Annotated in this window: 20 protein-coding genes; 7 read left to right on the top strand and 13 right to left on the bottom strand. The window is 63.2% G+C overall.

From position 1 onward, the window contains the following. Positions 1 to 122: 122 nt before the first annotated feature. The 9 genes from DYST_RS12545 to DYST_RS12505 all read right to left on the bottom strand — a co-directional run bounded on the left by DYST_RS12545 (position 123) and on the right by DYST_RS12505 (position 10,603). A complete protein-coding gene (locus tag DYST_RS12545) occupies positions 123 to 1,505 on the bottom strand; it encodes a M28 family metallopeptidase (protein WP_239945967.1) in 1,383 nt (460 codons plus the stop codon). A gap of 73 nt (positions 1,506 to 1,578) precedes the next feature. After that, on the bottom strand, positions 1,579 to 2,352 hold the full coding sequence (locus tag DYST_RS12540; protein WP_239945966.1) for a glutaminyl-peptide cyclotransferase: 774 nt from the start codon (positions 2,350 to 2,352) through the stop codon (positions 1,579 to 1,581). A gap of 32 nt (positions 2,353 to 2,384) precedes the next feature. Further along, positions 2,385 to 3,776 (bottom strand): ATP-dependent RNA helicase DbpA, encoded by a 1,392-nt coding sequence (gene dbpA / locus DYST_RS12535; RefSeq protein ID WP_102303242.1) that lies wholly within the window; start codon positions 3,774 to 3,776, stop codon positions 2,385 to 2,387. Further along, a complete protein-coding gene (locus DYST_RS12530) occupies positions 3,769 to 5,106 on the bottom strand; it encodes a DUF2867 domain-containing protein (protein ID WP_239945965.1) in 1,338 nt (445 codons plus the stop codon). Before DYST_RS12530 ends, dbpA begins: the two co-directional genes overlap by 8 nt. A 126-nt stretch (positions 5,107 to 5,232) precedes the next feature. Beyond that, the gene (locus DYST_RS12525) at positions 5,233 to 5,550 is read right to left on the bottom strand and encodes a metalloregulator ArsR/SmtB family transcription factor (protein WP_239945964.1); all 318 of its coding nucleotides are present in this window, start codon (positions 5,548 to 5,550) and stop codon (positions 5,233 to 5,235) included. 75 nt (positions 5,551 to 5,625) lie between these two features. Then, complete coding sequence (locus DYST_RS12520) at positions 5,626 to 7,065, bottom strand: sugar porter family MFS transporter (RefSeq protein WP_239945963.1); 1,440 nt, start codon at positions 7,063 to 7,065, stop codon at positions 5,626 to 5,628. A 1,037-nt stretch (positions 7,066 to 8,102) separates the two neighbouring features. Then, on the bottom strand, positions 8,103 to 8,822 hold the full coding sequence (gene rluF, locus DYST_RS12515; protein ID WP_102300867.1) for a 23S rRNA pseudouridine(2604) synthase RluF: 720 nt from the start codon (positions 8,820 to 8,822) through the stop codon (positions 8,103 to 8,105). Between the two features lie 57 nt (positions 8,823 to 8,879). After that, positions 8,880 to 9,653, bottom strand: a complete 774-nt coding sequence (locus DYST_RS12510; RefSeq protein ID WP_102300868.1) for an ABC transporter permease — start codon at positions 9,651 to 9,653, stop codon at positions 8,880 to 8,882. Continuing rightward, positions 9,650 to 10,603 carry an ABC transporter ATP-binding protein gene (locus DYST_RS12505; protein WP_102300869.1) on the bottom strand — a complete coding sequence of 318 codons (954 nt, stop codon included), beginning with the start codon at positions 10,601 to 10,603 and terminating at the stop codon, positions 9,650 to 9,652. Before DYST_RS12505 ends, DYST_RS12510 begins: the two co-directional genes overlap by 4 nt. A 93-nt stretch (positions 10,604 to 10,696) precedes the next feature. Between DYST_RS12505 and DYST_RS12500 the strand changes: the two genes are divergently transcribed. Together DYST_RS12500 and DYST_RS12495 are read left to right on the top strand one after the other, a co-directional pair. Next, the gene (locus tag DYST_RS12500) at positions 10,697 to 11,440 is read left to right on the top strand and encodes an FAD-binding oxidoreductase (RefSeq protein ID WP_239945962.1); all 744 of its coding nucleotides are present in this window, start codon (positions 10,697 to 10,699) and stop codon (positions 11,438 to 11,440) included. A 264-nt stretch (positions 11,441 to 11,704) separates the two neighbouring features. Continuing rightward, the gene (locus tag DYST_RS12495; protein ID WP_239945961.1) at positions 11,705 to 12,037 is read left to right on the top strand and encodes a hypothetical protein; all 333 of its coding nucleotides are present in this window, start codon (positions 11,705 to 11,707) and stop codon (positions 12,035 to 12,037) included. A 4-nt stretch (positions 12,038 to 12,041) separates the two neighbouring features. Here the strand turns inward: DYST_RS12495 and DYST_RS12490 are convergent, their stop codons facing one another. The 4 genes from DYST_RS12490 to DYST_RS12475 form a co-directional block, all read right to left on the bottom strand. Further along, positions 12,042 to 13,175, bottom strand: coding sequence for a fimbrial protein (locus DYST_RS12490; RefSeq protein WP_239945960.1), 1,134 nt, complete (start codon positions 13,173 to 13,175; stop codon positions 12,042 to 12,044). Then, the gene (locus DYST_RS12485; RefSeq protein WP_239952108.1) at positions 13,172 to 15,955 is read right to left on the bottom strand and encodes a fimbria/pilus outer membrane usher protein; all 2,784 of its coding nucleotides are present in this window, start codon (positions 15,953 to 15,955) and stop codon (positions 13,172 to 13,174) included. The genes DYST_RS12490 and DYST_RS12485 overlap by 4 nt, the downstream gene beginning before the upstream one ends. Further along, positions 15,955 to 16,710, bottom strand: coding sequence for a fimbrial biogenesis chaperone (locus DYST_RS12480; RefSeq protein ID WP_239945959.1), 756 nt, complete (start codon positions 16,708 to 16,710; stop codon positions 15,955 to 15,957). The genes DYST_RS12485 and DYST_RS12480 overlap by 1 nt, the downstream gene beginning before the upstream one ends. Before the next feature lie 70 nt (positions 16,711 to 16,780). Continuing rightward, entirely contained in the window at positions 16,781 to 17,359 is a 579-nt protein-coding gene (locus tag DYST_RS12475; RefSeq protein ID WP_239945958.1) for a fimbrial protein, read from the bottom strand. Between the two features lie 469 nt (positions 17,360 to 17,828). Between DYST_RS12475 and DYST_RS12470 the strand changes: the two genes are divergently transcribed. Genes DYST_RS12470 through DYST_RS12450 form a run of 5 tightly spaced genes read left to right on the top strand, consistent with a single transcriptional unit; the run spans position 17,829 to position 22,202 of the window. After that, positions 17,829 to 18,452 carry a hypothetical protein gene (locus DYST_RS12470; protein ID WP_239945957.1) on the top strand — a complete coding sequence of 208 codons (624 nt, stop codon included), beginning with the start codon at positions 17,829 to 17,831 and terminating at the stop codon, positions 18,450 to 18,452. Then, entirely contained in the window at positions 18,449 to 18,679 is a 231-nt protein-coding gene (locus tag DYST_RS12465; RefSeq protein WP_199178853.1) for a helix-turn-helix transcriptional regulator, read from the top strand. Before DYST_RS12470 ends, DYST_RS12465 begins: the two co-directional genes overlap by 4 nt. Positions 18,680 to 18,691: 12 nt before the next feature. Further along, positions 18,692 to 20,269, top strand: coding sequence for an alpha/beta hydrolase (locus DYST_RS12460; protein WP_239945956.1), 1,578 nt, complete (start codon positions 18,692 to 18,694; stop codon positions 20,267 to 20,269). Continuing rightward, complete coding sequence (locus tag DYST_RS12455; protein WP_239945955.1) at positions 20,266 to 21,000, top strand: ATP-binding cassette domain-containing protein; 735 nt, start codon at positions 20,266 to 20,268, stop codon at positions 20,998 to 21,000. The genes DYST_RS12460 and DYST_RS12455 overlap by 4 nt, the downstream gene beginning before the upstream one ends. After that, complete coding sequence (locus tag DYST_RS12450) at positions 20,997 to 22,202, top strand: ABC transporter permease (protein ID WP_239945954.1); 1,206 nt, start codon at positions 20,997 to 20,999, stop codon at positions 22,200 to 22,202. Before DYST_RS12455 ends, DYST_RS12450 begins: the two co-directional genes overlap by 4 nt. Positions 22,203 to 22,673 lie beyond the last annotated feature (471 nt).

The raw sequence follows: 22,673 nt of genomic DNA, 5'->3' as shown, positions 1-22,673 counted from the left end.
CCGGCACACGTTGTACATGCCTCACCGTCATCCCCGCGAAGGCGGGGATCCAGCGTCTTTCGTTCTTGTCATGCGTTTCAAAAGGCACTGGATCCCCGCCTTCGCGGGAATGACGGTGGGGGTCACGGCGATTTTGGGGCCGGCGAGCGCTCGAAACTGCCCGCATCACCGGGGAATACCACCGGGCTTTCGTAGCCCTCGGCGGAGACGGCCGAGACGCCGAAGAACCAGTCGTCGATCACCACATCCTTGATCACCGCCTGGTCCACATCGCCCACGGAGCGGCTGTACTGCCACTGCGGTGCGGTGGTGTCACGCCAGTGCACCACGTAGCCAGCGGCACCCGGCACCTTCTTCCAGTGCACGGTGGTGTCGGTGGCGAGTGCACCCTCGGTGCTGACGCCGCTGGGCGGCGCAGGGGCGCGACTGAGCGCGGCCATGGTCACAGTGTTGAGCGCGGTGACACGGGCGAGGTAACGGAAGTCGACGCCGTCGATGGTGTCACCGTATTTGATGCCCTTCTCAGTGCGCAGATCCTGGTGCTGGCGGGTGTAATCCTCGTGGCCCTCGGTGACGCGCACGCCGGGGTAGCCTGCTTCAAGGAACGGCACTTGATCACCGCCACGGCTGTAGCGATCGGTGCGGTAGACCATGTGCACGCGCAGGTCCGGCAGATAGGTCGAGCCGATCTGCTCCATGTAGCGCGCCACGTTGCGTGAGGGCGAATCCACTTCGCCGCCGTGATAGGCGCGGTACTTCGCTTGCTCCGGCGTCTCGTTGCTCTTTGTGCCTTCGGAGAAGATACGCACCGTGGTGTTGTCCAGCACGCCGTTCTGGCCGTGGCTGTTGCCCACGATGTCGTTGTTGAGGTCGGCCTGCACCTGCCAGCCCTGCTGCACGGCGTAGTCGGCTAGTACCTTGCCACCATACAGACCCTGCTCCTCGCCAGACAGCGCGGCGAATACCAGGGTGGCATCGTTGTCCTGCTTGGACAGCAGTCGCGCCGCTTCCATCAGCGCGGCCACGCCAGAGGCATCGTCGTTCGCGCCCGGTGCGTCGGACTTGGCGTTCATCACATCGGTGACGCGCGAATCCAGGTGGCCGGTCATCACAATCACGCGCTTGGGATCGGTCTTGCCGCGCTTGATCGCCACCACGTCCATCACTTCCGTCGGCTGCGGGACGCGCTTGCCGGTGAACACCTGCGAGGGCGTGACCACTTCGATACAGCCGCCGCATTCCTTGGCGATGGCCTCGAACTGCGATTTCACCCAGCGGCGCGCGGCGCCGATGCCGCGCTTGTCAGAGGTGGTATCGGAGAGCGTATGGCGTGTGCCGAAGCTCACCAGCTTGGCGATGGTCGCGTGCAGCTCCGTTTCGCTCGGCGCCGTGGACAGCGCCAGCAGCGACGGTTGCGCGCGCGGCTGTACCGGTGACTCGTCGGCGTACGCGGTGGAGACGGCGAGGCTGAGTGCCAGCGGCAGCAACAGGGGAACGTAGCGCATCGAAAGCTCCGGGCAAGGTAACGCCCCACTTTACCCCCGCCCGGGCGGGCTCAACCCATGCCGAATGGCAGGGTTAAGGGCTGCGTGGCACCAGGGTGATCTCGAACAGCTTCGGCCAGCGCTTGCCAGTGACAAACAGGCGGTCGCGCTTGGCGTCATAGGCGATGCCGTTGAGCACGTCGTTGCCGGGGTCGGGCAGTGTGCTGACGTCGAACAGGCCGGTCAGGTCGATCCAGCCCGTGACGTGGCCCGTGGTGGGGTCGATGCGGGCGATGCGGTTGGTGAGCCACACGTTGGCGTAGATCTCACCCTTCACCCATTCCAGCTCGTTGAGATTGACCACCGGTCGGCCGTCGTCGGTGACATTGATGGTGTTTACAACGGCTAGCGTGTTTGGATCGAGGACCTGCAACTGCGACGTGCCGTTGCTCATGTAGATCTGCTTGTTGTTGCGAGTCAGCGCCCAGCCTTCACCAGCGTAATAAAAAGTACGCTGCTGTTTGAACGAGGCCATGTCATAGACAAAGCCGAGCTGATCCTTCCAGGTCAGCTGCACGATCTGCGAACCCCAATCTACGATGCCTTCGCCGAAATACTGCGACGGCAGATCATGGCGCTGCACGACCTTGCCGCTCTCCAGCTCCACCTTGCGCACGGTGGAGTCGCCAGCTTCGCCCGTGCTCTCGTAGAGATAGCCGTCCTTGTAAAACAGGCCCTCGGTATAGGCCGAGGTATCGTGCGGATAGACCTTCACCACGCGGTAGCCATAGACGGGCGCGGCAGCGTGAGCAGCGGCGGTGGCCGCGAGTGCGCAGAATGCGGCGGCCAAAAAGCGCCAGCGGATCATGTGGGGTTCCCTTGCCTTTGAACGGTGTGAGCTTAGTGCAGGGGGCGCACGCGGAAGTTGCGTCCCTTGACCTTGCCGGAACGCAGTCGCTCCAACGCCTTGTTCGCAAGATCCCGCCGCAGGGCGACATAGGCGCGCGTGGCGAACACGTCGATCTTGCCGATGTCCTTGGCGTCCAGCCCCGCGTCGCCGGTAAGCGCACCAAGGATATCGCCGGGTCGCAGCTTGTCCTGTCGACCGGCGTCGATGACTAACGTCTTCATCGGTGCCAGGTTGAGCTGCTTGCCGCGCGGCGGCGATACGCGCAGCGGGCGCCACGAAAGCGGCTGGCCGAGCTGCTCCTCGATGTTCATCGCCTTGGGGCGTTCGCGCGGAGTGACCAGCGTGATGGCGAGGCCATTCTCGCCCGCTCGCCCGGTGCGGCCCACGCGATGCGTGTGTGTGTCTGGATCGTGCGCGATGTCGTAGCTCACTACCAGCGGCAGCGAGGCGATGTCCAGGCCGCGCGCGGCGACGTCCGTCGCTACTAGAACGCAGCAGCTGCGGTTAGCGAACTGCACCAACACCTCGTCGCGGTCGCGCTGCTCCATGTCACCGTGCAAGGCCAGCGCGGAGAAGCCGCGTCGGTCGAGTTCTTGCGCCACGGCATCCACGTCTTTGCGCATATTGCAGAACACCAGTGCGTGCTGTGTCTGCTCGGTGCTGAGCGTGCCCTTGTCCAGCAACTGCGCGAGCGCGTCGATCTTCTGTGCCGGTTCCACTTCGTGGAAGTGCTGCTCGATGGTGGATTCTTCGTGCGGGGCTTCCACCGTCACTTCCACCGGCTCGCGCTGCAGGCGCTTGCTCACCTGACGGATTTCTTCCGCATACGTGGCCGAGAACAGCAGCGTCTGGTGGTGTTTCGCGATGCGCCCGACGATGTCGTCGATGGCCTCGCTGAAGCCCATGTCGAGCATACGGTCGGCCTCGTCCAGCACCAGCACCTTGATGCCACCACCGTGCAGGCTGGCGCGCTTGAGGTGCTCCTGCACGCGGCCGGGCGTACCGACCACGATGTGCGGATCATGCGTGAGCGAGGCGAGCTGCGGGCCCAGTGGCATGCCGCCGCACAGCGTCAGCAGCTTTACGTTAGGTGTATTGGCCGCCAGCTTGCGGATCGCTTTGCTCACCTGGTCGGCCAGCTCACGCGTGGGGCAGAGCACCAACGCCTGCAGGCGGATGGTGTCCACGTCGATCTGCTGCAGCAGGCCCAGCCCGAAGGCGGCCGTCTTGCCGCTACCGGTGCGGGCCTGCGCGATGACATCCCGCCCTTCGAGGATGGGCGGCAGGCTCAGGGCCTGTACCGGGGTCATCTCGGTATAGCCGAGGGTTTCCACGCTGGCGAGGAGCGCGGGCTTGAGCGGGAGCGTGCGGAAATCAGTCATGCGCCATGATCGCATCTACCGGCGACTCATGCGCGGCAAATGCATGCTCGGTGGCCGCGCGCAGCATGGTTGGGCTGGCATAGCTGCGGTGGAAATGGTCGACCACCGCCATGTAGGCGTGCCCAAACAGGTTCGTGCACTGCACGCGGGTGCCCAGGCTTAGCTCGACCCGGCCCGCGCCACGAATGCGTACGGCGACGCAGGAGCGAAAACGAAGGTGCTTGTCGTCTGCACCCAGAATCACCTGCGCGAAGGTGTCGCCCGCATCGACGCGTTGATCGATCACCGGATAGCGGTTCATGAACCTGGGGCCATCCGCCGTGCCAAGCAGCGATGACACCGGGCAGCCCAGCGACGAGGTGCGCAGGCCGAGCGGTTTGACGAGCAGGTTGCGGAACGCCATCAGATGGGAGACACCGGGCGGCGGGTTGGCGATGAAGGCGTCGAGCAGGGAACTGAGCAGTGCAGTGGCACCCAGTCCGTCGATGCCAGCCTGATCCAGGCCGAGCACGGAGGTATCCTGATGATGGTGGCGTCCCTGCAACTGTTCGTGCAGCAATGAGTCGGCTGGCGGTTCGGGCAACAGCATCACCGTATGCCGGCCACCGCGCTGTGCGGCGAAGCCTCCCGCCCGGCGCACGTGTGCCCATGCGCCACGCAGCCTGCCCGCGACGCCTCTGGCAGCGCGACAGAGCAGGCTCTGCAGCGAGCCGGCCGGTGCATCGAGCGACAAGGCCATGGTGGGCACGTCCACGTGTCGTAGCGCGCCATCGTCGAGCAGGCGCTGGACGGTGAGCGGGAGCAGTTCCGTCAGCGAGGGGATGGTCGCCTCGTTCGCGCGGATCTGTTGCTGGATATCCGCAGGGAGATCACCACCCAGCTCGTTGGTATGGCAGGACAGCGCGAACAGCGCGGGATGCCCGGCGCGAGGGTGTAGCGACGCAAACTGGTGCCAGGTGTTGCCGCCGAAGCGCACTGTGAACAGGCAATCCGGCGGGATGTCGATATAGCGCAATCCGCGCAGAAAGCTCATCGGATCGTCGGTAACCTGCGCCGGCGTAGCGTCCGAAAAACGAAGCTGCACGCCGCCGCTACCGGATATCGCCGTGAACACGCGGTGCCCGGCATGGCGATGGAAGGGATGTCCCTTCGCCTCCACCGTGAAGCTGTAGAGCGAGGTGGGGTCGCCTTTTTCGAAGTCTGCACCGGCCAGCTTGGCTGACGGTTCGTCCATCGCGTCGATGAAGCCGGCGTGCGCCCGCTGGCGCGCCGTTGCACCGGCGACGAGCTGGTCGCCAGAACCGTGGCCCAACTGCGCGATCAACGTCACCTCGATGGGCAGCCCGCCGCTTCGCGATGGGAGGCGAGCGCTGGGGAAGTGGGGACGGCACGGGCGTGAGACGACATCGGGCAGCTCCTTTGCGAACCCGGCGCCAATCGCCGGGTGGTTACGGCACTACGCGCTGCCCTTACGAGCCAGCTTGCGCGATTCGCGCTTCAGCGGACCTGCAGTGGGGCAGATTTCGAAAGCGAAGCCGGTCAGCGTGTTGACCAGGCTGTCCTTGTTGAGCCGGTAGAACACGTATTGGCCGCGGCGCTCGCTGCTCACCAGCCCAGCGGCTTCCAAGATGGACAGATGCCGGGAGATGGCTGGCGCCGTCATCTCGAAGCGGCCGGCGATGTCGCCGGCCGTCAACTCCTGTGCTGACAGGTACGCCAGGATCTCGCGACGGGGGCGAGAGGCGAGTGCTTCGAAGACTTGATCGATGGCCATCAGCTTTTAAGCAATTAAAGTATTAGTTAAATATGTACACCGAAAAAAGGGCGCGTGTCAAACGCGCCCTTGGCTTCAGCCCTGCATATCTTCCAATTCCACGCCCTTGGTTTCACGCACTGCCTTCAGTACGAAGAACAGCGAAATCAGCGCGAACGCCGCGTACAGGCCGTACGCGAAGGACAGGCCGACCTCGGACAACGCCGGGAAGGTGCTGGTGATGACGAAATTAGCCAGCCACTGCGCGGCGGCAGCCACGGCGAGCGCAATGGCGCGGATGCGGTTGGGGAACATCTCACCCAGTAGCACCCACACCATCGGGCCCCAGCTCAGACCAAAGAACACCACGTAGGCATTGGCCGCGACCAGCGCCACCATATTCCACGGCGCTGGCAGGCTCAGGCTGGCGCCAGTACCCGTGGCCTGCGAGAAGCACCACGCCATCGCGCCCAGCGTGATGGTCATGCCGGCGGAACCGATCACCAGCAGCGGCTTGCGGCCAATGCGGTCCACCAGTGCGATGGCGACCAACGTCACCAGTACGTTCACCACCGACGTAGCGACCGTGATGGAGAACGAATCGCTCTCGCTGAAACCCACCGAGTGCCACAGCGTGGACGAGTAATAGAAGATGACGTTGATACCGACGAACTGCTGGAACACCGACAGCAGGATGCCGATCCACACCACCGGCAACAGACCCAGACGCGGGCCGCGCAGATCCTTGAGCGTGGGACGGTATTCCGAATGCAAGCTGTCCTGGATGTCCTTCACCTTGGCATCCAGTGCCGCATCGCTGTGCATGTTCAGCACTTGGCGCAGCACGTCCTTCGCTTCGGCGAGGCGACCCTTTGCAACCAGATGGCGCGGCGATTCCGGTACGCCAAGCACCAGCGAGCCGTAGATCAACGCTGGCACCACCGCAACGAGGAACATCCAGCGCCACGCGGCGAGGCCAAACCACAACTTCTCCACGGCGCCGCCGGCCGTGCCAGCGAGCCACGCATCGCTGAGCAACGCAGCGAAAATGCCCAGCACAATCGCGAGTTGCTGCAACGAACCCAGTCGACCGCGCACGGCGGCCGGCGAGATCTCCGCGATGTAGGTCGGTGCGATCACCGATGCCACGCCCACGCCGATGCCACCGACAAGACGCCAGAAAACAAGGCTGCCTACGCCGGTGACCAAGCCCGAACCAAGCGCACTCAACGCGAGGAACACTGCGGCCACCTGCATCGCGCGAACACGGCCCACGCGATCAGCCAGCGGGCCTGCGTACCAGGCGCCGGCCGCCGAGCCGAGCAGTGCACATGACACGGCGAAACCGATACGCGCCGCATCCAGCCCGAAATTGCCGCGCACGGCATCGACCGCGCCGTTGACCACCGCAGTATCGAAGCCGAACAGGAAACCGCCCAGCGCAGCGGCGGCGGCGATGAGCACTACACGCGCAGTGGCGTGCTGCCCAAGATCATCAACGGCGTTCTTCGACGCCGGTGTCGAATTCAAATTCATTGCCTCTCCCCAATTCAGAGTCCGGCGATTCTGCGATGGCTGCGCCGGTTCATCGAAGTGAATACGTATGCACCAGAGTGGCGGGGATGTCGAGGGATGGGCTCGGTTGTAACGGTTTGTGCAGGTGCGTTTGGGGTTTTTGTTGGGTGGTTCTTTGGTTGGTTGGGTTTGGGGAGTTTTTTGTGTGTGTTGATGTTGCGGTGCAGCGGGTTTTCGACTCGGGGTGTTCTTGGGTGCGGACAGCGAGATGGTGGGTAGAGGCGAGGCGCTGCATTTCTGCTCCCTCGCCCTTTTGGGGGAGAGGGTTGGGGTGAGGGGTCAATCTAGCCTCATCGTTTCTTCTAAGCCGTCATCCCTGCGAAGGCAGGGATCCAGTGACTTTGCTCTCGGTTGGCGCGTGATCGCGACCTGGCCGCCTACGCGGCGGGCGTTTCGACCTCCTGCCGGAGGCCGAGTCACTTTTCTTTGCTTGCCCAAGAAAAGTAACCCAAAGAAAGGGCACCCCCACTTGGCGCTGGCCGGTGAAGCCGGCCAGTCCGTGAGGAGTGGCCGGGCTTTTCGACAGGGCATCCTGCCCTGGCGAAAAGGGATCGGCATCCATGCCGATCCCCCCTGCGGGCCTTGTCGTCCACCCCTCACCGCCGCACAGGGGGCCGGAAGGTCAAAAGCGAAAGCGGACGGCTCGTGCAGCTGCGCCGCACATCGCATCGCGGCGGGTCGCGTGGCTCCTGCTTTAGTGCACAAAGCCAAGGCAGAAGAGAAAGACGATGCCGTTCCGTGGCGAGTTCTCCACACCGGTCGGGAAGCGTAGCGAGGCCTGCTTTAAGTCCTCTTCGCGAGGGCGCGTTGCGAAGCGCTCCGAACTACCCGCTGTGTTCCACGGGACTAGCTTCGCGTCGTCGGCAGACGATCGAAACGCCCTCTGCGTAAGCGGCCAGGTCGCGATAAAGCACGAGGCGACAGCCGACCACTGGCGAAACTCGATCTCTGCCTTCGCAGGGATAACGGCTAAAGACGAAACAGCGAGGCGTCGCCAACTACCACTGCGTCCGCTGAGGCAACAACCCCTTCAACTCCGCATCGGTGAGATTCCGCCACTGCCCCACCTTCAAATGCCCCAGCTTCACGTTGACGATGCGCACCCGCCGCAACTGCGTCACGCGATAACCAAACTCCGCGGCCATCAAACGAATCTGTCGATTCAAACCCTGCGTTAGGACGATCGCGAAGCCGAACTTGGCGATCTTGCGCACCTTGCATGGCTTGGTCATCTGGCCGTGGATACGTACGCCACGTGCCATGCCTTGCAGGAATTCGTCGGTCACCGCCTTGTTCACGGCCACGAGGTATTCCTTCTCGTGGTTGTTTTCCGAGCGCAGGATTTCGTTGACGATATCGCCGTTGCTGGTGAGCAGAATCAGGCCTTCGGAATCCTTGTCCAGGCGGCCGATGGGGAAGACGCGTTCCTGGTGGTCGACGAAATTGACGATGTTGTCTTTCACCGTCTGGTCGGTGGTGCAGGTAACGCCGACCGGCTTGTTCAGCGCGATGTATACCGCGCGCTTGGCGGACGGTGTGGCGGCGAGGATGCGTGCCTTGACGATCTCGCCGTCCACGCGTACTTCGTCGCCTTCCAGTGCTTTCGCGCCGGTGGTGACGACTTCGCCATTGATGGTGACGCGGCCGGCGAGTAGTAGTTCGTCCGCCTCACGACGGGAGCAGATGCCGGCTTCGCTGATGTATTTGTTGACGCGCATGGATCAATCTTTGGTTCGTTTGCAGGAGCGCACGCTGTGCGCTCCTGCATGTTGCGGTTAGGAACGCATGCCCACGCCGCGCTTGAGCAGGTGCAGCGCCACGGCGGTCAGGCCGATCACGAACACCAACATCACCGCGAAAGCCACGCCGATCTGCACGTCGCTCACGCCGAGCACGCCGTAGCGGAACGCGTTCACCATGTACAGGATGGGGTTGATCATGGAGATGCTGCGCCAGGGTTGGCCCAGCAGATCCACCGAATAGAACACGCCACCCAGGTAGGTGAGCGGGGTGAGCACGAAGGTGGGCACCAGCGCGATGTCGTCGAACTTCTTGGCGAACACCGCGTTGACGAAGCCAGCCAGTGAAAACACCGTGGCACCGAGCAATACCGACAGGAAGGTAATGATCGGATGCGCCACATGCAGGTCGGTAAAGAACAGCGCGATCAGCAGCACCAGTGCGCCGACCACCAAACCGCGCGCCACTGCGCCGGTGACGTAGCCCAGCAACATCACCCAGTTGGGCATAGGTGACACCAGCATTTCCTCCACGGCGCGGCTGAACTTGGCGCCGAAGAACGAGCTGGAGATGTTGCCGTAGCTGTTGGTGATGATGCTCATCATCACCAGGCCAGGCACGATGTACTGCATGTAGGTAAAGCCATGCATTTCGCCGATGCGGCTGCCGATCAGCTTGCCGAAGATGACGAAGTACAGCGTCATCGTGATGGCGGGCGGGATCAGCGTCTGCGTCCAGATGCGCATGATGCGCACGATCTCGCGGCGGACGATGGTGTGGAGTGCGACGAGGTTGCCAGCGGCGTTCATGCGGCCTTCTCCGTGGTGTCCTTACGGCCGTTCTCGACGAGTCGCACGAACAGTTCTTCCAGGCGGTTGGTCTTGTTGCGCATCGACGTCACGGTGACGCCGCGCTCGCTCAGGCCGGCGAACAGCGAGTTGAGGTCGTGCGAGCGGGACATCTCCGCCTCCATCGTGTGATCGTCCACGCGACGCAGGCTGATGCCGTGGATGGCGGGTAGCTCGGCGGGCAGGTGGTTCACGTCCAGCACGAAGGTTTCCACGTCCAGCGAAGCCAGCAGGCGCTTCATCGAGGTGTTTTCCACGATGGTGCCGTGGTCGATGATGGCGATGTTGCGGCAAAGCGTTTCCGCTTCCTCAAGGTAATGCGTGGTCAGGATCACCGTGGTGCCGGCGGCGTTGATACCGCTGACGAACTGCCACATGGAGCGTCGGATCTCGATGTCCACGCCGGCGGTGGGTTCGTCGAGGATGAGCAACTTGGGCTCGTTCATCATCGCGCGGGCGATCATCAGACGGCGCTTCATGCCGCCGGAAAGCATGCGCGCCTGGTGCTGGGCCTTATCCCACAGGCGCAGTTCCTTGAGGTACTTCTCGGCGCGTTCGGCGGCGATCTTGCGCGGAATGCCGTAGAAACCGGCCTCATTGACGCAGATGTCGAACGGCTTTTCGAACTGGTTGAAGTTGATCTCCTGAGGCACCAGGCCAATGAGCTGCATGGCCTTGCCACGCTGCTTGTTGACTGACACGCCGAACACCTGCGCGTCGCCACTGGTGGCGTTCACCAGGGAGGACAGGATGCCGATGAGAGTGGATTTGCCGGCGCCGTTGGGGCCGAGCAGGGCAAAGAAATCGCCAGGCTGGACCGTGAGACTGATGCCTTTGAGGGCTTCGACGCCGTTGCTGTAGGTCTTGCGCAGGTTCTCGACGACCAGCGCGGGTGTGGAACTGGGGGACATGGGCTGCACCGAAGGGGCCAGCCTTCTATTATACGTGGCTTCCCATACCGCTCCGTTCACAAACGGCGTTCTCACTGTTTCCCCGGAAAACCCATGGCCGATCATTTCCAGCTCCGTCTCGTCGACTCCACCATGCTGGCGCCCACCGTGCGGCACATGGCGTTCGAGCGCGTCGACGGCCAACCGCTGGCCTTCACGCCGGGACAGTTCCTGCAGATCCACTTCCACTACGAGGACGGTGCGGCCACCAAGCGCAGCTATTCGGTGGGCACGGTGGGCGACGGCTCCTCGCCGGTGCAGCGCATCGAAATCGCGGTGAGCTATGTGGAGGGCGGCGCGGCCACCAAGTTGCTGGGCGAGCTGCCGATCGGCGGCGAGATCAACGCCAGCGGCCCGTACGGCCGTTTCGTCCTGCAGGCAGGCGACACCAATGCACGCTACCTGCTGTTGGCCACCGGCACAGGCGTCACGCCGTACCGCGCCATGCTTCCGCAGATCGCCGAACTGGTGAAGCAGGGCCGCGAAGTGGTGCTGCTGTATGGCGCACGCAACGAAACTGAACTGCTCTACGGCGATGAATTCGAAGCCTTTGCACAGGCCAACCCGGGCTTTTCCTTCTACGGCTGCCTGAGCCGTCAGCCCCGTGCGGAGCCTCGTCCCAACGACCGCCCCGGTCACGTGCAGAACGTGCTGGCCGAGCTGGCGCCCAGCGCCGAGCGGGATATCGCCTACCTGTGCGGCAACCCCAACATGGTCGACGCGGCCTTTACCGCCCTGAAGGACTTCGGTTTGCCGGTGATGCATATCCGCCGCGAGAAATACATCTCCTCACGTTGAGTCTGGGATAGTTTCCTAAACCGTTGCCTAACAAGGCCCTCAAGTTCGGCTGAGCCCGGCCGCTAACCGGATCAGCCCCGGCGATGCCCTTCGCCGCCTTCCAACGTAGTTCTACGTACGCCCTTCGTGGGATGCGCCAAAAGTGTGACTTGGTTCACGCTCTGAGAGTGCGCCCGGGATTCCGATATCAAGCCCCGGTGACCCACGCCGATAGATCCCATCAGGTACCCCCGCTTTCCGCAGGGGGTACGGGAAGGGGCATTTATGAAGGGCTGGACTCGCAAGACCTGGATCGGATGCGTCGTCGCCTTGGCGCTAGGCGCGCCGTTGGCGCATGCGGGCGGGGGTGGAACGATCACTTTCGTCGGGGCTGTCGTGGTTCCGACGTGCAGCGTGTCCGATACGGGCGAAGCGTCGCCAGATCGCCAACTTCACCGCTGCGCGGTGGGTTCTGCGGAAGCATCGCTGCCTGCTTCTAGTTATCGTCAGGAAGTGGGATTGCTTGAGCCCGCTGCAGGCAATGATCGTCTGCTGGCCTACTTCTCCGGCTACGCCACTGACGACAACGCGCGCATCGTCACGCGAACCTACGAGTGACGTTTCACTGATAGTTGATGCCGTACTGCACAGTGGCCGTGAAGAGCCCCGGTGTGACCGTGCCGGTCGCAAGGTACTGCGCGTAGTAGTTGAGCGTTGCCCCGTTGTTGACGAGCGTATACGTGCTGGTGCCCTGCGCGGTTGCCGTGGTCTGACTGAGATTGATGACCGAGCCCGCTTTGTTGCTGCCACCGGGACCATTGAGGAACTGCACCTCAAGGTTGGCTGCGCCTGATCCGCCCTTGGTCGACGAAGTGGTGTTCGTCAGTGCACCGGTGGTGGTGTCGGTGGAGCCACCACTGAATACGTTGGACGCGATCGATGCGCCTGACGGGCAATTGGTGATGCTGATGCTGAAGGGCGTGAGGCCGGCGGTGGCACCAGTGGTAGCAAGCAGTCTGCTATCTATCGTGGGCAGCGTCACCGTCTGGTTGGCTCCCGCCGAAATGGTGCATGTCGGCACGGTGATGGTGATGTTGGGCAGGATCAGGTAGGCGTTGAGGGCCTGGCTGGTCGAGTTGACACTGCCGCCCGGGATGTACCACCAGAACGGAATGAGCTGGTTCGTGGTGATGGTGCCGGGAGACACCGCGCCGGAGGTGGTCTTGATCAGCTGCGCGGTATAGACAGCGGAGAATGAGCCTGAATACCCGTTTACCTTCGAGTTGGACGGCGCAACGATCGAGCCAGGCACATAACCTGCCGTGCTGGTCGGGCCGCAGGCAAGGCAGCTGTTACTGGTGGCCTGCACCGTGGACGCGGTAACCAGCACAGCCAGCCCCGTGATGTTGGTGGCGAAGGTGATGCCCGGACCGTTCGTGTTGTTGGTGGCGTCCAGTGTGGCTAGGTACTGGCCGGCCTGGATAGTCGCGGTGTAGTCGGGGGTGGACTTTGACGCGGGAAGGCCCGAGCAATTGAACGTGATGGTCGCCGTACCCGTTGCGCCCGAAATCGGGCCGGCACTGGCGAACGGCTGGACGGTGACGCTGGACGGCATGGTGAGCGTGGCGGACGCCGCGGAGCATGCGGGCCCAGCCGCCAGCGCCGAAGGCGCCCAGCCGACGAAAGCCAGCAGCATCAGTAGCATCAGCCCTGCCAGTCGCGTCCAGCGCATACGTTGGTTATTGCTGCGTGTCATGAGCCGTTTCCTGTTGCCTGCGCGACCATCGTCGGCCTGACGCACGTTGCCTGGATCTGCTGTAGCGCCTTGGACTGCTTGTCTTTGTCTTTGTCTTTGGCCGGCAGCTGGTACGAGAACGAGCAGGACTGAGCCTGGCCGTCGTCATCATTCCACCGCACGGTCAACTGGCCGGATTGCTCGACGCCGCGCACCAGGATCTGGCCGGCTTGGCCCACCACGCCCAGCGAGGCGTTTTTCTCGTTGAACACTTCGGCGCCGAACGGCGGTGCATTGCCGTTTTCCAACTGCGAGCGGATCAGCAGGCTACGGCCGTTCTCGGTCTTGAACTTCAGCATCACCACCGCGCCGGCGTACGGAGCGACCTGCGCGCTGGTAGTGGTGAGCTGCACGTCCAGCGGCAGGCCCTTCGGGTCGATCTGCACCGTATTGAGGCTGTAAGGCGTCAGGTAAGGCACGATGGCGTAGCCGAAGCGATCGATGGTGATGCCGCCGCTGCTGTTCACGCGAGCGCCAGCCGCGCCAGGGGCGTAGACCACGCCCACGGTGTCGCTGATGGGCTGGCCGAAGGTGACGCCGCCCGGGTGCGCGACGATCGAGCCACTCATGCTTACCGAGGCCTGCGAGTAGCCCGTGCCCTTGCCGTAGGTCGCCGAGAAGATCGCATACGGGCTGCGATAACCCGCACTCAGCGAGCCGGCATCGTTCGAGCTGCTCGATCCACCAGAGCTGTGCGATGCAGTCGCACCGTAGTTGAACTGATTGTCCGAGCCCAGCGTGCCGCTCACCATGGCCTGCTGTTGCGAGCCGCTCTGATCGTCATGCGACAGGTTGAGCGTCATCGTGGGCGAATGCGGAGTGCTTCCCAGCGGCAGGGTGAAGTTCACAAAGAACTGGTTGTCATAACGGCCAGTCGCGTCGACCGAGCGCGTCGCCGAGACACCATAGCCAAGCCGACGGAAGTGGTTGTTGTAGCCCACCTGGTATTGCGTGTCGTTGCCGTTGCGGTTCCAGTAGCTGCGCACGGAGACGTTTGCATAGAGCGAACCGCCCATCGGGCCGAGCGGCTGGCTCATCGACAGTGTGAAGCTGCTGCGCTGGCGCTGCACACCCGTCACCGTGAACAACGAGCCGGCATTGAGCGTCGTACCGTTGAGCGCCGCCTGTTGTGCGGGTGTCAGCACGCTCGATGCGTTTACGCCATCGATGGTGGGCACCACTGGCGTCACGCTCGTGGCAAAGGCATCGCGGCCCTGGTTTACGAAGTCACGCGCCTGCTCGGCATCGGTCAGGCTGAGGTAGCCGCCGGTGGAATAGCGGTAGGCGGCCACGGAGAAGTTGGTCTGCGTGGAGGGGATGATCTTGCTGTAGGTGATGCGCACGCTTTGGCCCGACTGCGTCGAATAGCCAGGGATATGCGCCTGAGCCTGCGTCACGTCGACGGCGAGGGCGCCGTAGTGCGTGTCGATGGCTGCGCCGATCAACGCCGCACCGTAACCCTGCGAGCCAACGATACCCGCATATCCAGTGAGCAGATTGCTGAAACCGTGCTGCACGGTCGCCTGCACCACGCCCGGCTGATCCTTGATGGAGGCCGTGCGCAGCTGGCCGGCAGCGACATCGAAACGCGTGATACCCGGGCGCAGCAACTGCGCCACTGAGGCATAAGGCACTACGAAAGTGGTGGTGTGGCCGTCGGCCTCGGTTACGGTGACGTCGAGATTGCCGCCGAAGCCGGTCGGGTACAGGTCGTTGATGACGAACGGGCCGGGCGCCACCGTGGTCTGGTAGATCTGCACGCCGTTCTGGCGCACGCTCACGAGTGCGTTGGTGGTAGCCACGCCACGGATCATCGGCGCGTAACCCTGCATCGACTGCGGCAGCATGCGGTCGTCAGTGGAAAGCTGCACGCCGCGGATGCCGTAGCTGTCGAACACTGCACCGTCGGTGTAGCTGTCGCCCACGGAGAGCACTGCACGCAGCGACGGCAGGTCGCGCTGCAGGTAGGTCTGAATGTTCTGCCAGTGCGACTGGGAGGGCGTGTTGCCCGAGCCAGACGTCCAGGTCATGGTGCCCTGCTCGCGCAGGTGCCACAGGCCCACGTTCACGCCCGTGTTCACGCCCAGGTAGGTTGAGGTCTGGGTGGAACCCTGGCTGCTGCTGTGGAAACTGTTGACGTTGTAGTTGAGGAAGCCGGCCGTCGCGCCCGCGTCCCAGTATTCCGGGCTCACATAGCCGCGCGGCATGGTGCCCAGGTAGGCCTGCGGTACGCTCACGTCCAGGCGCAGCTGGGTCATGTCGAAGGTCATCGTTGCGTCGGGGATCAGCTCGCCCAGCGCAACGCAACCGTTCGGATCGTCCAGGCGCTTGGCTACGTCCTCGCTCATCTTCGGATGCAGGCCGAACTGGTCGAGCATCTTGTGGCTGAGGCAGGCCACGGCGTCCGCTTTCGCCGAGGGCGCTGCAAAGCGCACCGTCTGGCGGTTCACCCACACGTTGTTCAAGTAGATGTCGCTGACGTACTCGCCCGGCAACACCGGATTGCCGTGCTCGAAGCGAGACAGGTCGGTAGTGTTCTGGCCAGCGCCCGACAGCATGCTGCGGTCAAAGTCGGCGTAGCCGCCGCCGGCAGCCGGATCGGCGCCATTGGCCGCTGCCGGCAGGGCGTGGGCGGAAAAGGCCGCGCCGGCCAGCGTGGCGGCGATGGCCGAACTCAGAAAGGCACGACGGCACGCCACGGGCCAGGACGTGCGTCGCTGGGTGCTGGCGTGCAGTGTCATCACGGCGAGACCGTGCCCTTGAGGACAACGTCGGAGCCGTAATCATTGATGCAGTGGTATTCGATGGCGCTGCCGGTGGCCGGCGCCTGCTTGAGGTCCGATACCGACAGGTTGAGGTCGGACATCGGCGCGACCATGCCAGGCTCGGCCTTGTGCGCGCTGCCGCCGGTCGTCACGCGCAGATCGGTGATCGTGACGTAGTACGGCGTGGGGTTGTGCACCACTACCGCTGCCGTACCGGCAGCACTGGTGGCCTTGAAAGTCAGTTCGCCCGGTGCCTTGATCGGATCGCCAGCGAGACCGGCCGGACGGTAAAACAACTTGAGGCGCGAGCGGATCGCCATCTGCAGCGTGTTCGCCTTCTGCACTTCCAGGCTGGTCGGCTTGGGCGGCACTTCGAGCACGTTGAGCCAGAACACTGACTCACGGTCCGTGGGCAGCGGCTGATCGCTGTGGGTGAACAGGATGCGCAGGCTCTGATCCCGGTTCGGCTCCATACGGAACAGCGGCGGGGTGATCAGGAACGGCGTCTTCACCTTGTCCGGCGTGGACATCGGGTCGCCGTTGTCCACCCACGACTCGACGAGCGCAGGTGTGGTGTTCTGGTTCGTCAGGCGAACCGTCACCTCGCCATCGGCGGCGGGAAAGATGATCCGGGTACCGGCAATGATCACGTTGGCGTGTGCTGCTGTCATGGAAACCAGACAGCCAACCGCCAGCAGCGCCGCGGAAAGGGCGCGGAGAGGACGCTTCATGGGAAACCCCGGAAAGGTGCTGAAGAGAAGTGCTGCGGCCAAGGCGGCCGCAGCACGGGTGTTGCAACGCTTACTGGTAGCTCAGCGCGTACTGGACGGTGGTGTTGACCGCACCGGCCGTGGCAGCTGCGCCGTTCGCGACGTAGCCCACGTAGTAGTTGAACGTGGCGGCGCCGGCGCTGCCCGAGGTCGGCAGGGTGGCCGTCTGGGCGTTCTGCGCACCCGCAACGCCGTTCAGGGCCAGGGCGCCGGTGGTGCCCGCGACCGCACTCTGCGAGTTGGACAGCACGATCTCGACGTTGCTGCCGCCGGCGGTGGTGTTCTTCAGGTAGCCCGACGTGGTGTCGACGTTCGCGCTGGAGAAGTAGGTCGACACGGCGGTGGCGCCAGTGACAGCCGAGCAACCCGTCACCGAAAAGGTGAGGGCGGTCCAGCCGGCTGCGCTGCCAACCGTCGACAGGGCGTTGGTGTCCAGGGTCGGCAGCGTGATGGTCGGGTTCTGTGCGTTGTTCGCGGTGACCGCGCAGGTCGAGGAGACGATCTTGCCGTTGACGGTGATCGTGCCGCTGCTGACCGTGGTGGCGGCAGTGGCGAGACCGGCAAAGCCCAGGGTGGTGGTAACCAGGGCGGCGAGGAGAAGCTTCTTCATATCCATGTCCTTTGAGCGTGTGTGGATGAAACCTGTTCGTTGTGCGCTGTCCGGACAGTGGCTTCTGCCCCCCATGGCGCCTTCGGCTCCTGGTGGTCCGTACCTGTACAGGTCGGTCACCAAGTCGCTTACCGACCCATAAGCAATCGCCATGCCAAGGCGTATGAAGATGGAGAAACGGCGACGCGGGGCAGAAATGAGAGGTAGTCGTTAAGATTTTGTAATGATTCGGTGAGTCCTGAAAGGTCACTTCGGGTCACCCCATCAGGATGGGAATGTGCACATTGCGTCACATTTTAGGAATGTTCCTATTGTCCAGATGCTCAAGTTTCAGACGGGGCCGCCGATACGTGCCCTCGCATGTAAAGGTTGCTTGACACATCTCGGTGCCAGAGCTAGCTTGTGTCAAGTCAACTTGACATGTGTCCGGGGGCAGCATGGAACGGAGCAGTGCGATGGGTGGCGTGCCATGAGCACATTCACCGGGTTAACACCGGGTGGCCGGCTGGCACCGATGGACGCGTGGCCCACCTGGGCGCGCTGGGGTGCAGTCGTTTTCACCTATGCGCTGCTGGCAGCCAGCTTCTTTCTGATGATTCAGAACAGTTCGCTGGTGAAGCTGTTGGGGTTGGTGGTCTTCGCCACCGGGCTGCCGCTCATGGTCTATACGGGACGCGCGCTAACGCGCGAGCGCTGCCGCGCCGCGGATCGCCGTTACGTGCGTGAGTTCATGCCGGCCATCCTCATCTATATGGCGGTGATGCTTTATGCGTGGCCGCTGCAGAAGGGCATGTCGTCCGGCGTGCTCAAGACGGCGCTGGTGCTGTCGCCCATGTTGCCGATCGCCTGGATCATCATTGCCTGTATCCGCCACATTCTTGCCAGTGATGAGTTGGAGCGTCGCCAGCACCTGGAATCCATCGGCATCAGCGCATCGGTGGTCGGCGTGGCGAGCATGGCGCTGGGGTTCCTGGGTGCGGCGAAGGTCCTCGTACTGGACGGTACCTTTGTTTTGCTCTTCGTATACCCGGCGCTCTGTCTGGTTTATGGCGCCGTTCGCTGCTATCTGATCTGGCGCGTCCGCCGCGAATGAACAATCGTATTCGTGAACTGCGCGGCGACCACGGTTGGTCGCAGGCCGATCTGGCTGAACGCCTGGATGTCTCGCGCCAGACGGTGAACGCGATCGAGACAGGCAAGTACGATCCGAGCCTGCCGCTGGCTTTCAAGATTGCGCGGTTGTTTGGTCTTTCTATCGAATCGATCTTCGAGCCGGAACCGCCTGCGGTGGCGCCGGTATCGAGACACCCAATGGAGTGAGGGAGAGCACTCATGGCAATCAAGGGCCGAACCGCCTTTCGCATAGGCGTTGTGGTCATCGCGCTGGCGGCACTGGGGTGGCGACACTTCCATCCCCCGTCAGCCGAACCTCTTGCGGATACCCCGCCTGCGACCACATCCACCGGCAAACCGGCCACACCGGCCAAGCCGCCGACGTGGAAATTGGGCTCGCTGACGCTGACCCCGTGTGAACTGAGCCAGCCCAACAGCGGCTTGTCGACCGCTGCGTGGTGCGCACCGTTCGAGGTGCCGGAGAACCGCGACGACCCGACCAGCCGGAAGATCCACCTCAAGCTCGCGGTGATCCGCAGCAGTGCGCAGGTCGCCAGCAAAGACATGTTGGCGATGCTCGCCGGTGGTCCGGGCCAGGCCGCGACGGAATCATGGCCGGGCGTGTCGGCCGCGCTGCAGCCGCTCACTGCACATCGCCACGTGGTGTTGCTCGACCAGCGCGGCACCGGGGGCTCCAATCCGCTCACCTGCAAGGACGAAGGCGAAGGCACCGAGGGTGGCTCCGACGACATCGTCGCCGGCGCCGATCGCCAGAAGCGGGAAACCGAGCGTTGCCTGAAGCAGCTTCAAGACACGGCCGATCCACGCTACTACACCACCACCATCGCAGCGCAGGATCTGGAAGATGTGCGCAAGGCGCTGGGCTCGCCGAGCTTCGACCTGGTGGGTGTGTCCTACGGCACGCGTATGGCTCAGCAGTACGCCATGCGTTATCCAAAAGCCGTGCGCAGCCTCGTGCTAGATGGTGTGGTGCCCAACGAGCTGGTACTGGGGCAGGACTTCGCGCGCAATCTCGACGATGCGCTGAAAGCGCAGTTCGCGCAGTGCACCGCCAACGATGCATGCCGCAAGCGCTTCAACGACCCGTACCAGACGCTCTATCAATTGCGCGATGCGCTGCGGGCCAATCCGCACAAGGTGAGCTTCCGTGACCCACAGACCTACCAGAGCGTGCAGCGCACCTTGAGCGAATACTCATTGTCCAGTGTGGTGCGCATGTTTGCGTACTCGCCGCTGACGGCTTCGTTGTTGCCGCTTTCCATTGATGCAGCAGCGCACGGTGACGTGGGGCCGCTATTGGGGCAGGCCAAGCTGTTGTCGGGTGATCTGTCGGACACCATGAATGGTGGCATGCAGTTGTCGGTGATCTGCAGTGAGGACGCAGACCTGCTCGCTTCGAACGATGCGGACGCACACACCATTCTCGGCACGCGCATGGTCGACACCTTGCGCAACACCTGCTCCGTGTGGCCCAAGGGCGCCCGTCCCGCTGACTTCCACGAGCCGCTGAAGACCGACATCCCTACGCTGCTGTTCTCCGGTCAGTTCGATCCCGTCACACCGCCGCGCTATGGCGACCAAGTAGCGAAGAACCTGAGCAACGCGCGTCACCTGGTGCTCACCGGGCAGGGTCACAACGTGATCAATGCCGGTTGTGCGCCACAAGTAGTGAAGCACTTCATCGAAGACCTCCATCCCAAGACGCTAGATGCCTCCTGCCTGCAGCGCTTGCAGGCCACACCTATGTTCATCGACTTCAACGGAGCGACGCCATGATCGAGGTGAAGGATCTGCACAAGGCGTTCGGTACCGTCAAAGCCGTGGATGGCGTCAGTTTCACCGCGCGCGATGGTGAGATCACCGGCTTGCTTGGCCCCAATGGCGCAGGCAAAACCACCACGCTGCGCATGCTCTATACGCTGATGAACCCCGATCGCGGCCAGGTGCTGGTGGATGGCATCGACGCCGCCGAAGATGCGCTCGCCGTGCGACGCCAGCTTGGCGTGCTGCCGGATGCACGAGGCTTATATAAGCGCCTCACCGCGCGCGAAAACATCGACTACTTCGCACGCTTGCATGGCCTGCCGGAAGGCGTCATCGCCAACCGCCGCGAAGCACTAGTGAAAGCGCTGGAGATGGAGGATATCGGCGATCGCCGTACCGAAGGTTTCTCCCAGGGCCAGCGCGTGAAGACGGCGATTGCCCGAGCACTCATCCACGATCCGCGCAACGTCATCCTCGATGAGCCCACCAATGGCCTCGATGTCATGGCGACGCGCGCACTTCGCCAGTTCATGCAGCACCTGAAGAGCGAAGGGCGTTGCGTGCTGTTTTCCAGCCACATCATGCAAGAGGTTGCGGCGCTGTGCGACCGCATCGTAGTCATCGCCAACGGGCGTGTGGTGGCCGATGAATCGCCCCAGGCGTTACGCGAGCAGACCGGTGAATCGAACCTCGAGGATGCCTTCGTCAAGATCATCGGCAGCGAAGAAGGACTCGCCGCATGAGTACGCCGACTATGCCGGCCACCCGTACGCGCGCCTTCCTTACTGTCTTCCTCAAGGAAGTGAAGGAAAACCTGCGCGATCGCCGCACCATCATCAGTGCCTTCCTCACGGGTCCGTTGTTGGGGCCATTAATCCTGGTGATGTTGCTCAACATCACACTCAATCGTCAGTTCGACAAGGCGGAGAAACCGCTGCCTGTGCCGATCATCGGTGCCGAGAACGCACCGAACCTGATCAATGCGCTGAAGGCCGAGGGCATCGTGCCAAGACCACCCATCGACAATCCCGAGCTCGCCGTGCGCAAGCAGGATGCCGATGTCGCGCTGCGCATTTCACCTGATTACGTCACCGCGTGGCGCAAAGGCGAGGCCGTGCAGGTCGAGTTGATCTACGACTCCTCGCAGCGTGATGCCAACGCCGCAGTGGAGCGCGTATCGCAAGTGGTGGAGGGCTACGCACGCCAGCAGGGTGCCATGCGGCTGGTGTCGCGCGGGCTCTCACCTAGCACCGCGTGGCCGGTACAAGCCGCCAGGCGCGATCAGGCCACGGCGCAGGCGCGCGCGGCGCTGATGTTCTCGATCCTGCCGTACTTCTTCGTGCTCACGGTGTTCATGGGTGGCATGTATCTGGCGATCGATCTCACCGCGGGCGAACGCGAACGTCAGTCGCTCGAGCCCTTGTTTGCCAATCCGGTGCCGCGCTGGAAGATTCTCGCGGGCAAGCTGGCGGCGATCTGCACGTTCTCTGCGGCGAGTCTGCTGATCAGCTTGTTGGCGTTTGGCGTGGTGGGGCCGTTTATCCCGACGGAGAGGCTCGGTATGGAGCTGGATCTCGGTCCGCGCTTTAGTGGTCAGGTGTTGTTGCTGATGGTGCCGCTGATTGCATTGCTGGCAGCGTTGCAATCGATGGTTGCGGCTTTCGCCAAGAGCTATCGCGAGGCGCAGACCTATCTGTCGTTGCTGATGTTCGTGCCGGTGCTGCCGAGCATTCTGCTTTCCACCATGCCTATCAAGGCGCAGGGCTGGATGTATGCGGTGCCGTTGCTGGGCCAGCACTTGGGCATCATGCAGTTGTTGCGCGGTGATGGTGTGACTACGGAGCAGCTTGGGTTGTGTCTGGCGGGTAGTTTGGTGGCGGCGTTGATTGGGGTGTTGGCGACGGCGCGGTTGTATCAGTCGGAGAGGTTGGCGATTTCGGGGTGATGTTTTGTTGTGTTTCTTTTGATGTTGAAGGGGGTATTTTTGTATATCCCGGGAAGAGAGCGGGTGCTGGGTAAGCGCGAGGCACGCTGAACGCCTTAGGTCTGCTCCCTCTACCCTTCGGGGAGAGGGTTGGGGTGAGGGGTCAATCTAGCCTCACCGTTGTTATCGTCATCCCGGCGAAGGCCGGGATCCAGAGCCTCGGTGTTTGGTTGTCGCGTAGTCGCGAACTGGCTCGCCTGCGGCGGGCTTTCGACCTCCTGCCGGAGGCCGAGTCACTTTTCTTTGCTTGCCCAAGAAAAGTAACCAAAAGAAAGGCACCCCCACTTGGCGCTGGCCGGTAAAGCCGGCCAGTACGTGAGGGGCGGCCGGGCTTTTCGACAGGGCATCCTGCCCTGGCGAAAAGGGATCGGCATCCATGCCGATCCCCCCTGCGGGCATGATCGTCCACCCCTCACCGCCGCACAGGGGGCC

Source organism: Dyella terrae, assembly GCF_022394535.1.
In the GTDB taxonomy this organism is placed as follows: Bacteria; Pseudomonadota; Gammaproteobacteria; order Xanthomonadales; family Rhodanobacteraceae; genus Dyella.
Note: the sequence above shows the minus strand (reverse complement) of the source record. Positions and strands in the feature narration are given on the sequence as shown.

Excerpts from the sequence above, each read along its gene's own strand:
- DYST_RS12545 (WP_239945967.1), bottom strand. The coding sequence starts at position 1,505 with ATGCGCTACGTTCCCCTGTTGCTGCCGCTGGCACTCAGCCTCGCCGTC.
- DYST_RS12540 (WP_239945966.1), bottom strand. The coding sequence starts at position 2,352 with ATGATCCGCTGGCGCTTTTTGGCCGCCGCATTCTGCGCACTCGCGGCC.
- dbpA (WP_102303242.1), bottom strand. The coding sequence starts at position 3,776 with ATGACTGATTTCCGCACGCTCCCGCTCAAGCCCGCGCTCCTCGCCAGC.
- DYST_RS12525 (WP_239945964.1), bottom strand. The coding sequence starts at position 5,550 with ATGGCCATCGATCAAGTCTTCGAAGCACTCGCCTCTCGCCCCCGTCGC.
- DYST_RS12520 (WP_239945963.1), bottom strand. The coding sequence starts at position 7,065 with ATGAATTTGAATTCGACACCGGCGTCGAAGAACGCCGTTGATGATCTT.
- rluF (WP_102300867.1), bottom strand. The coding sequence starts at position 8,822 with ATGCGCGTCAACAAATACATCAGCGAAGCCGGCATCTGCTCCCGTCGT.
- DYST_RS12510 (WP_102300868.1), bottom strand. The coding sequence starts at position 9,653 with ATGAACGCCGCTGGCAACCTCGTCGCACTCCACACCATCGTCCGCCGC.
- DYST_RS12505 (WP_102300869.1), bottom strand. The coding sequence starts at position 10,603 with ATGTCCCCCAGTTCCACACCCGCGCTGGTCGTCGAGAACCTGCGCAAG.
- DYST_RS12500 (WP_239945962.1), top strand. The coding sequence starts at position 10,697 with ATGGCCGATCATTTCCAGCTCCGTCTCGTCGACTCCACCATGCTGGCG.
- DYST_RS12495 (WP_239945961.1), top strand. The coding sequence starts at position 11,705 with ATGAAGGGCTGGACTCGCAAGACCTGGATCGGATGCGTCGTCGCCTTG.
- DYST_RS12490 (WP_239945960.1), bottom strand. The coding sequence starts at position 13,175 with ATGACACGCAGCAATAACCAACGTATGCGCTGGACGCGACTGGCAGGG.
- DYST_RS12485 (WP_239952108.1), bottom strand. The coding sequence starts at position 15,955 with ATGACACTGCACGCCAGCACCCAGCGACGCACGTCCTGGCCCGTGGCG.
- DYST_RS12480 (WP_239945959.1), bottom strand. The coding sequence starts at position 16,710 with ATGAAGCGTCCTCTCCGCGCCCTTTCCGCGGCGCTGCTGGCGGTTGGC.
- DYST_RS12475 (WP_239945958.1), bottom strand. The coding sequence starts at position 17,359 with ATGAAGAAGCTTCTCCTCGCCGCCCTGGTTACCACCACCCTGGGCTTT.
- DYST_RS12470 (WP_239945957.1), top strand. The coding sequence starts at position 17,829 with ATGAGCACATTCACCGGGTTAACACCGGGTGGCCGGCTGGCACCGATG.
- DYST_RS12465 (WP_199178853.1), top strand. The coding sequence starts at position 18,449 with ATGAACAATCGTATTCGTGAACTGCGCGGCGACCACGGTTGGTCGCAG.
- DYST_RS12460 (WP_239945956.1), top strand. The coding sequence starts at position 18,692 with ATGGCAATCAAGGGCCGAACCGCCTTTCGCATAGGCGTTGTGGTCATC.
- DYST_RS12455 (WP_239945955.1), top strand. The coding sequence starts at position 20,266 with ATGATCGAGGTGAAGGATCTGCACAAGGCGTTCGGTACCGTCAAAGCC.
- DYST_RS12450 (WP_239945954.1), top strand. The coding sequence starts at position 20,997 with ATGAGTACGCCGACTATGCCGGCCACCCGTACGCGCGCCTTCCTTACT.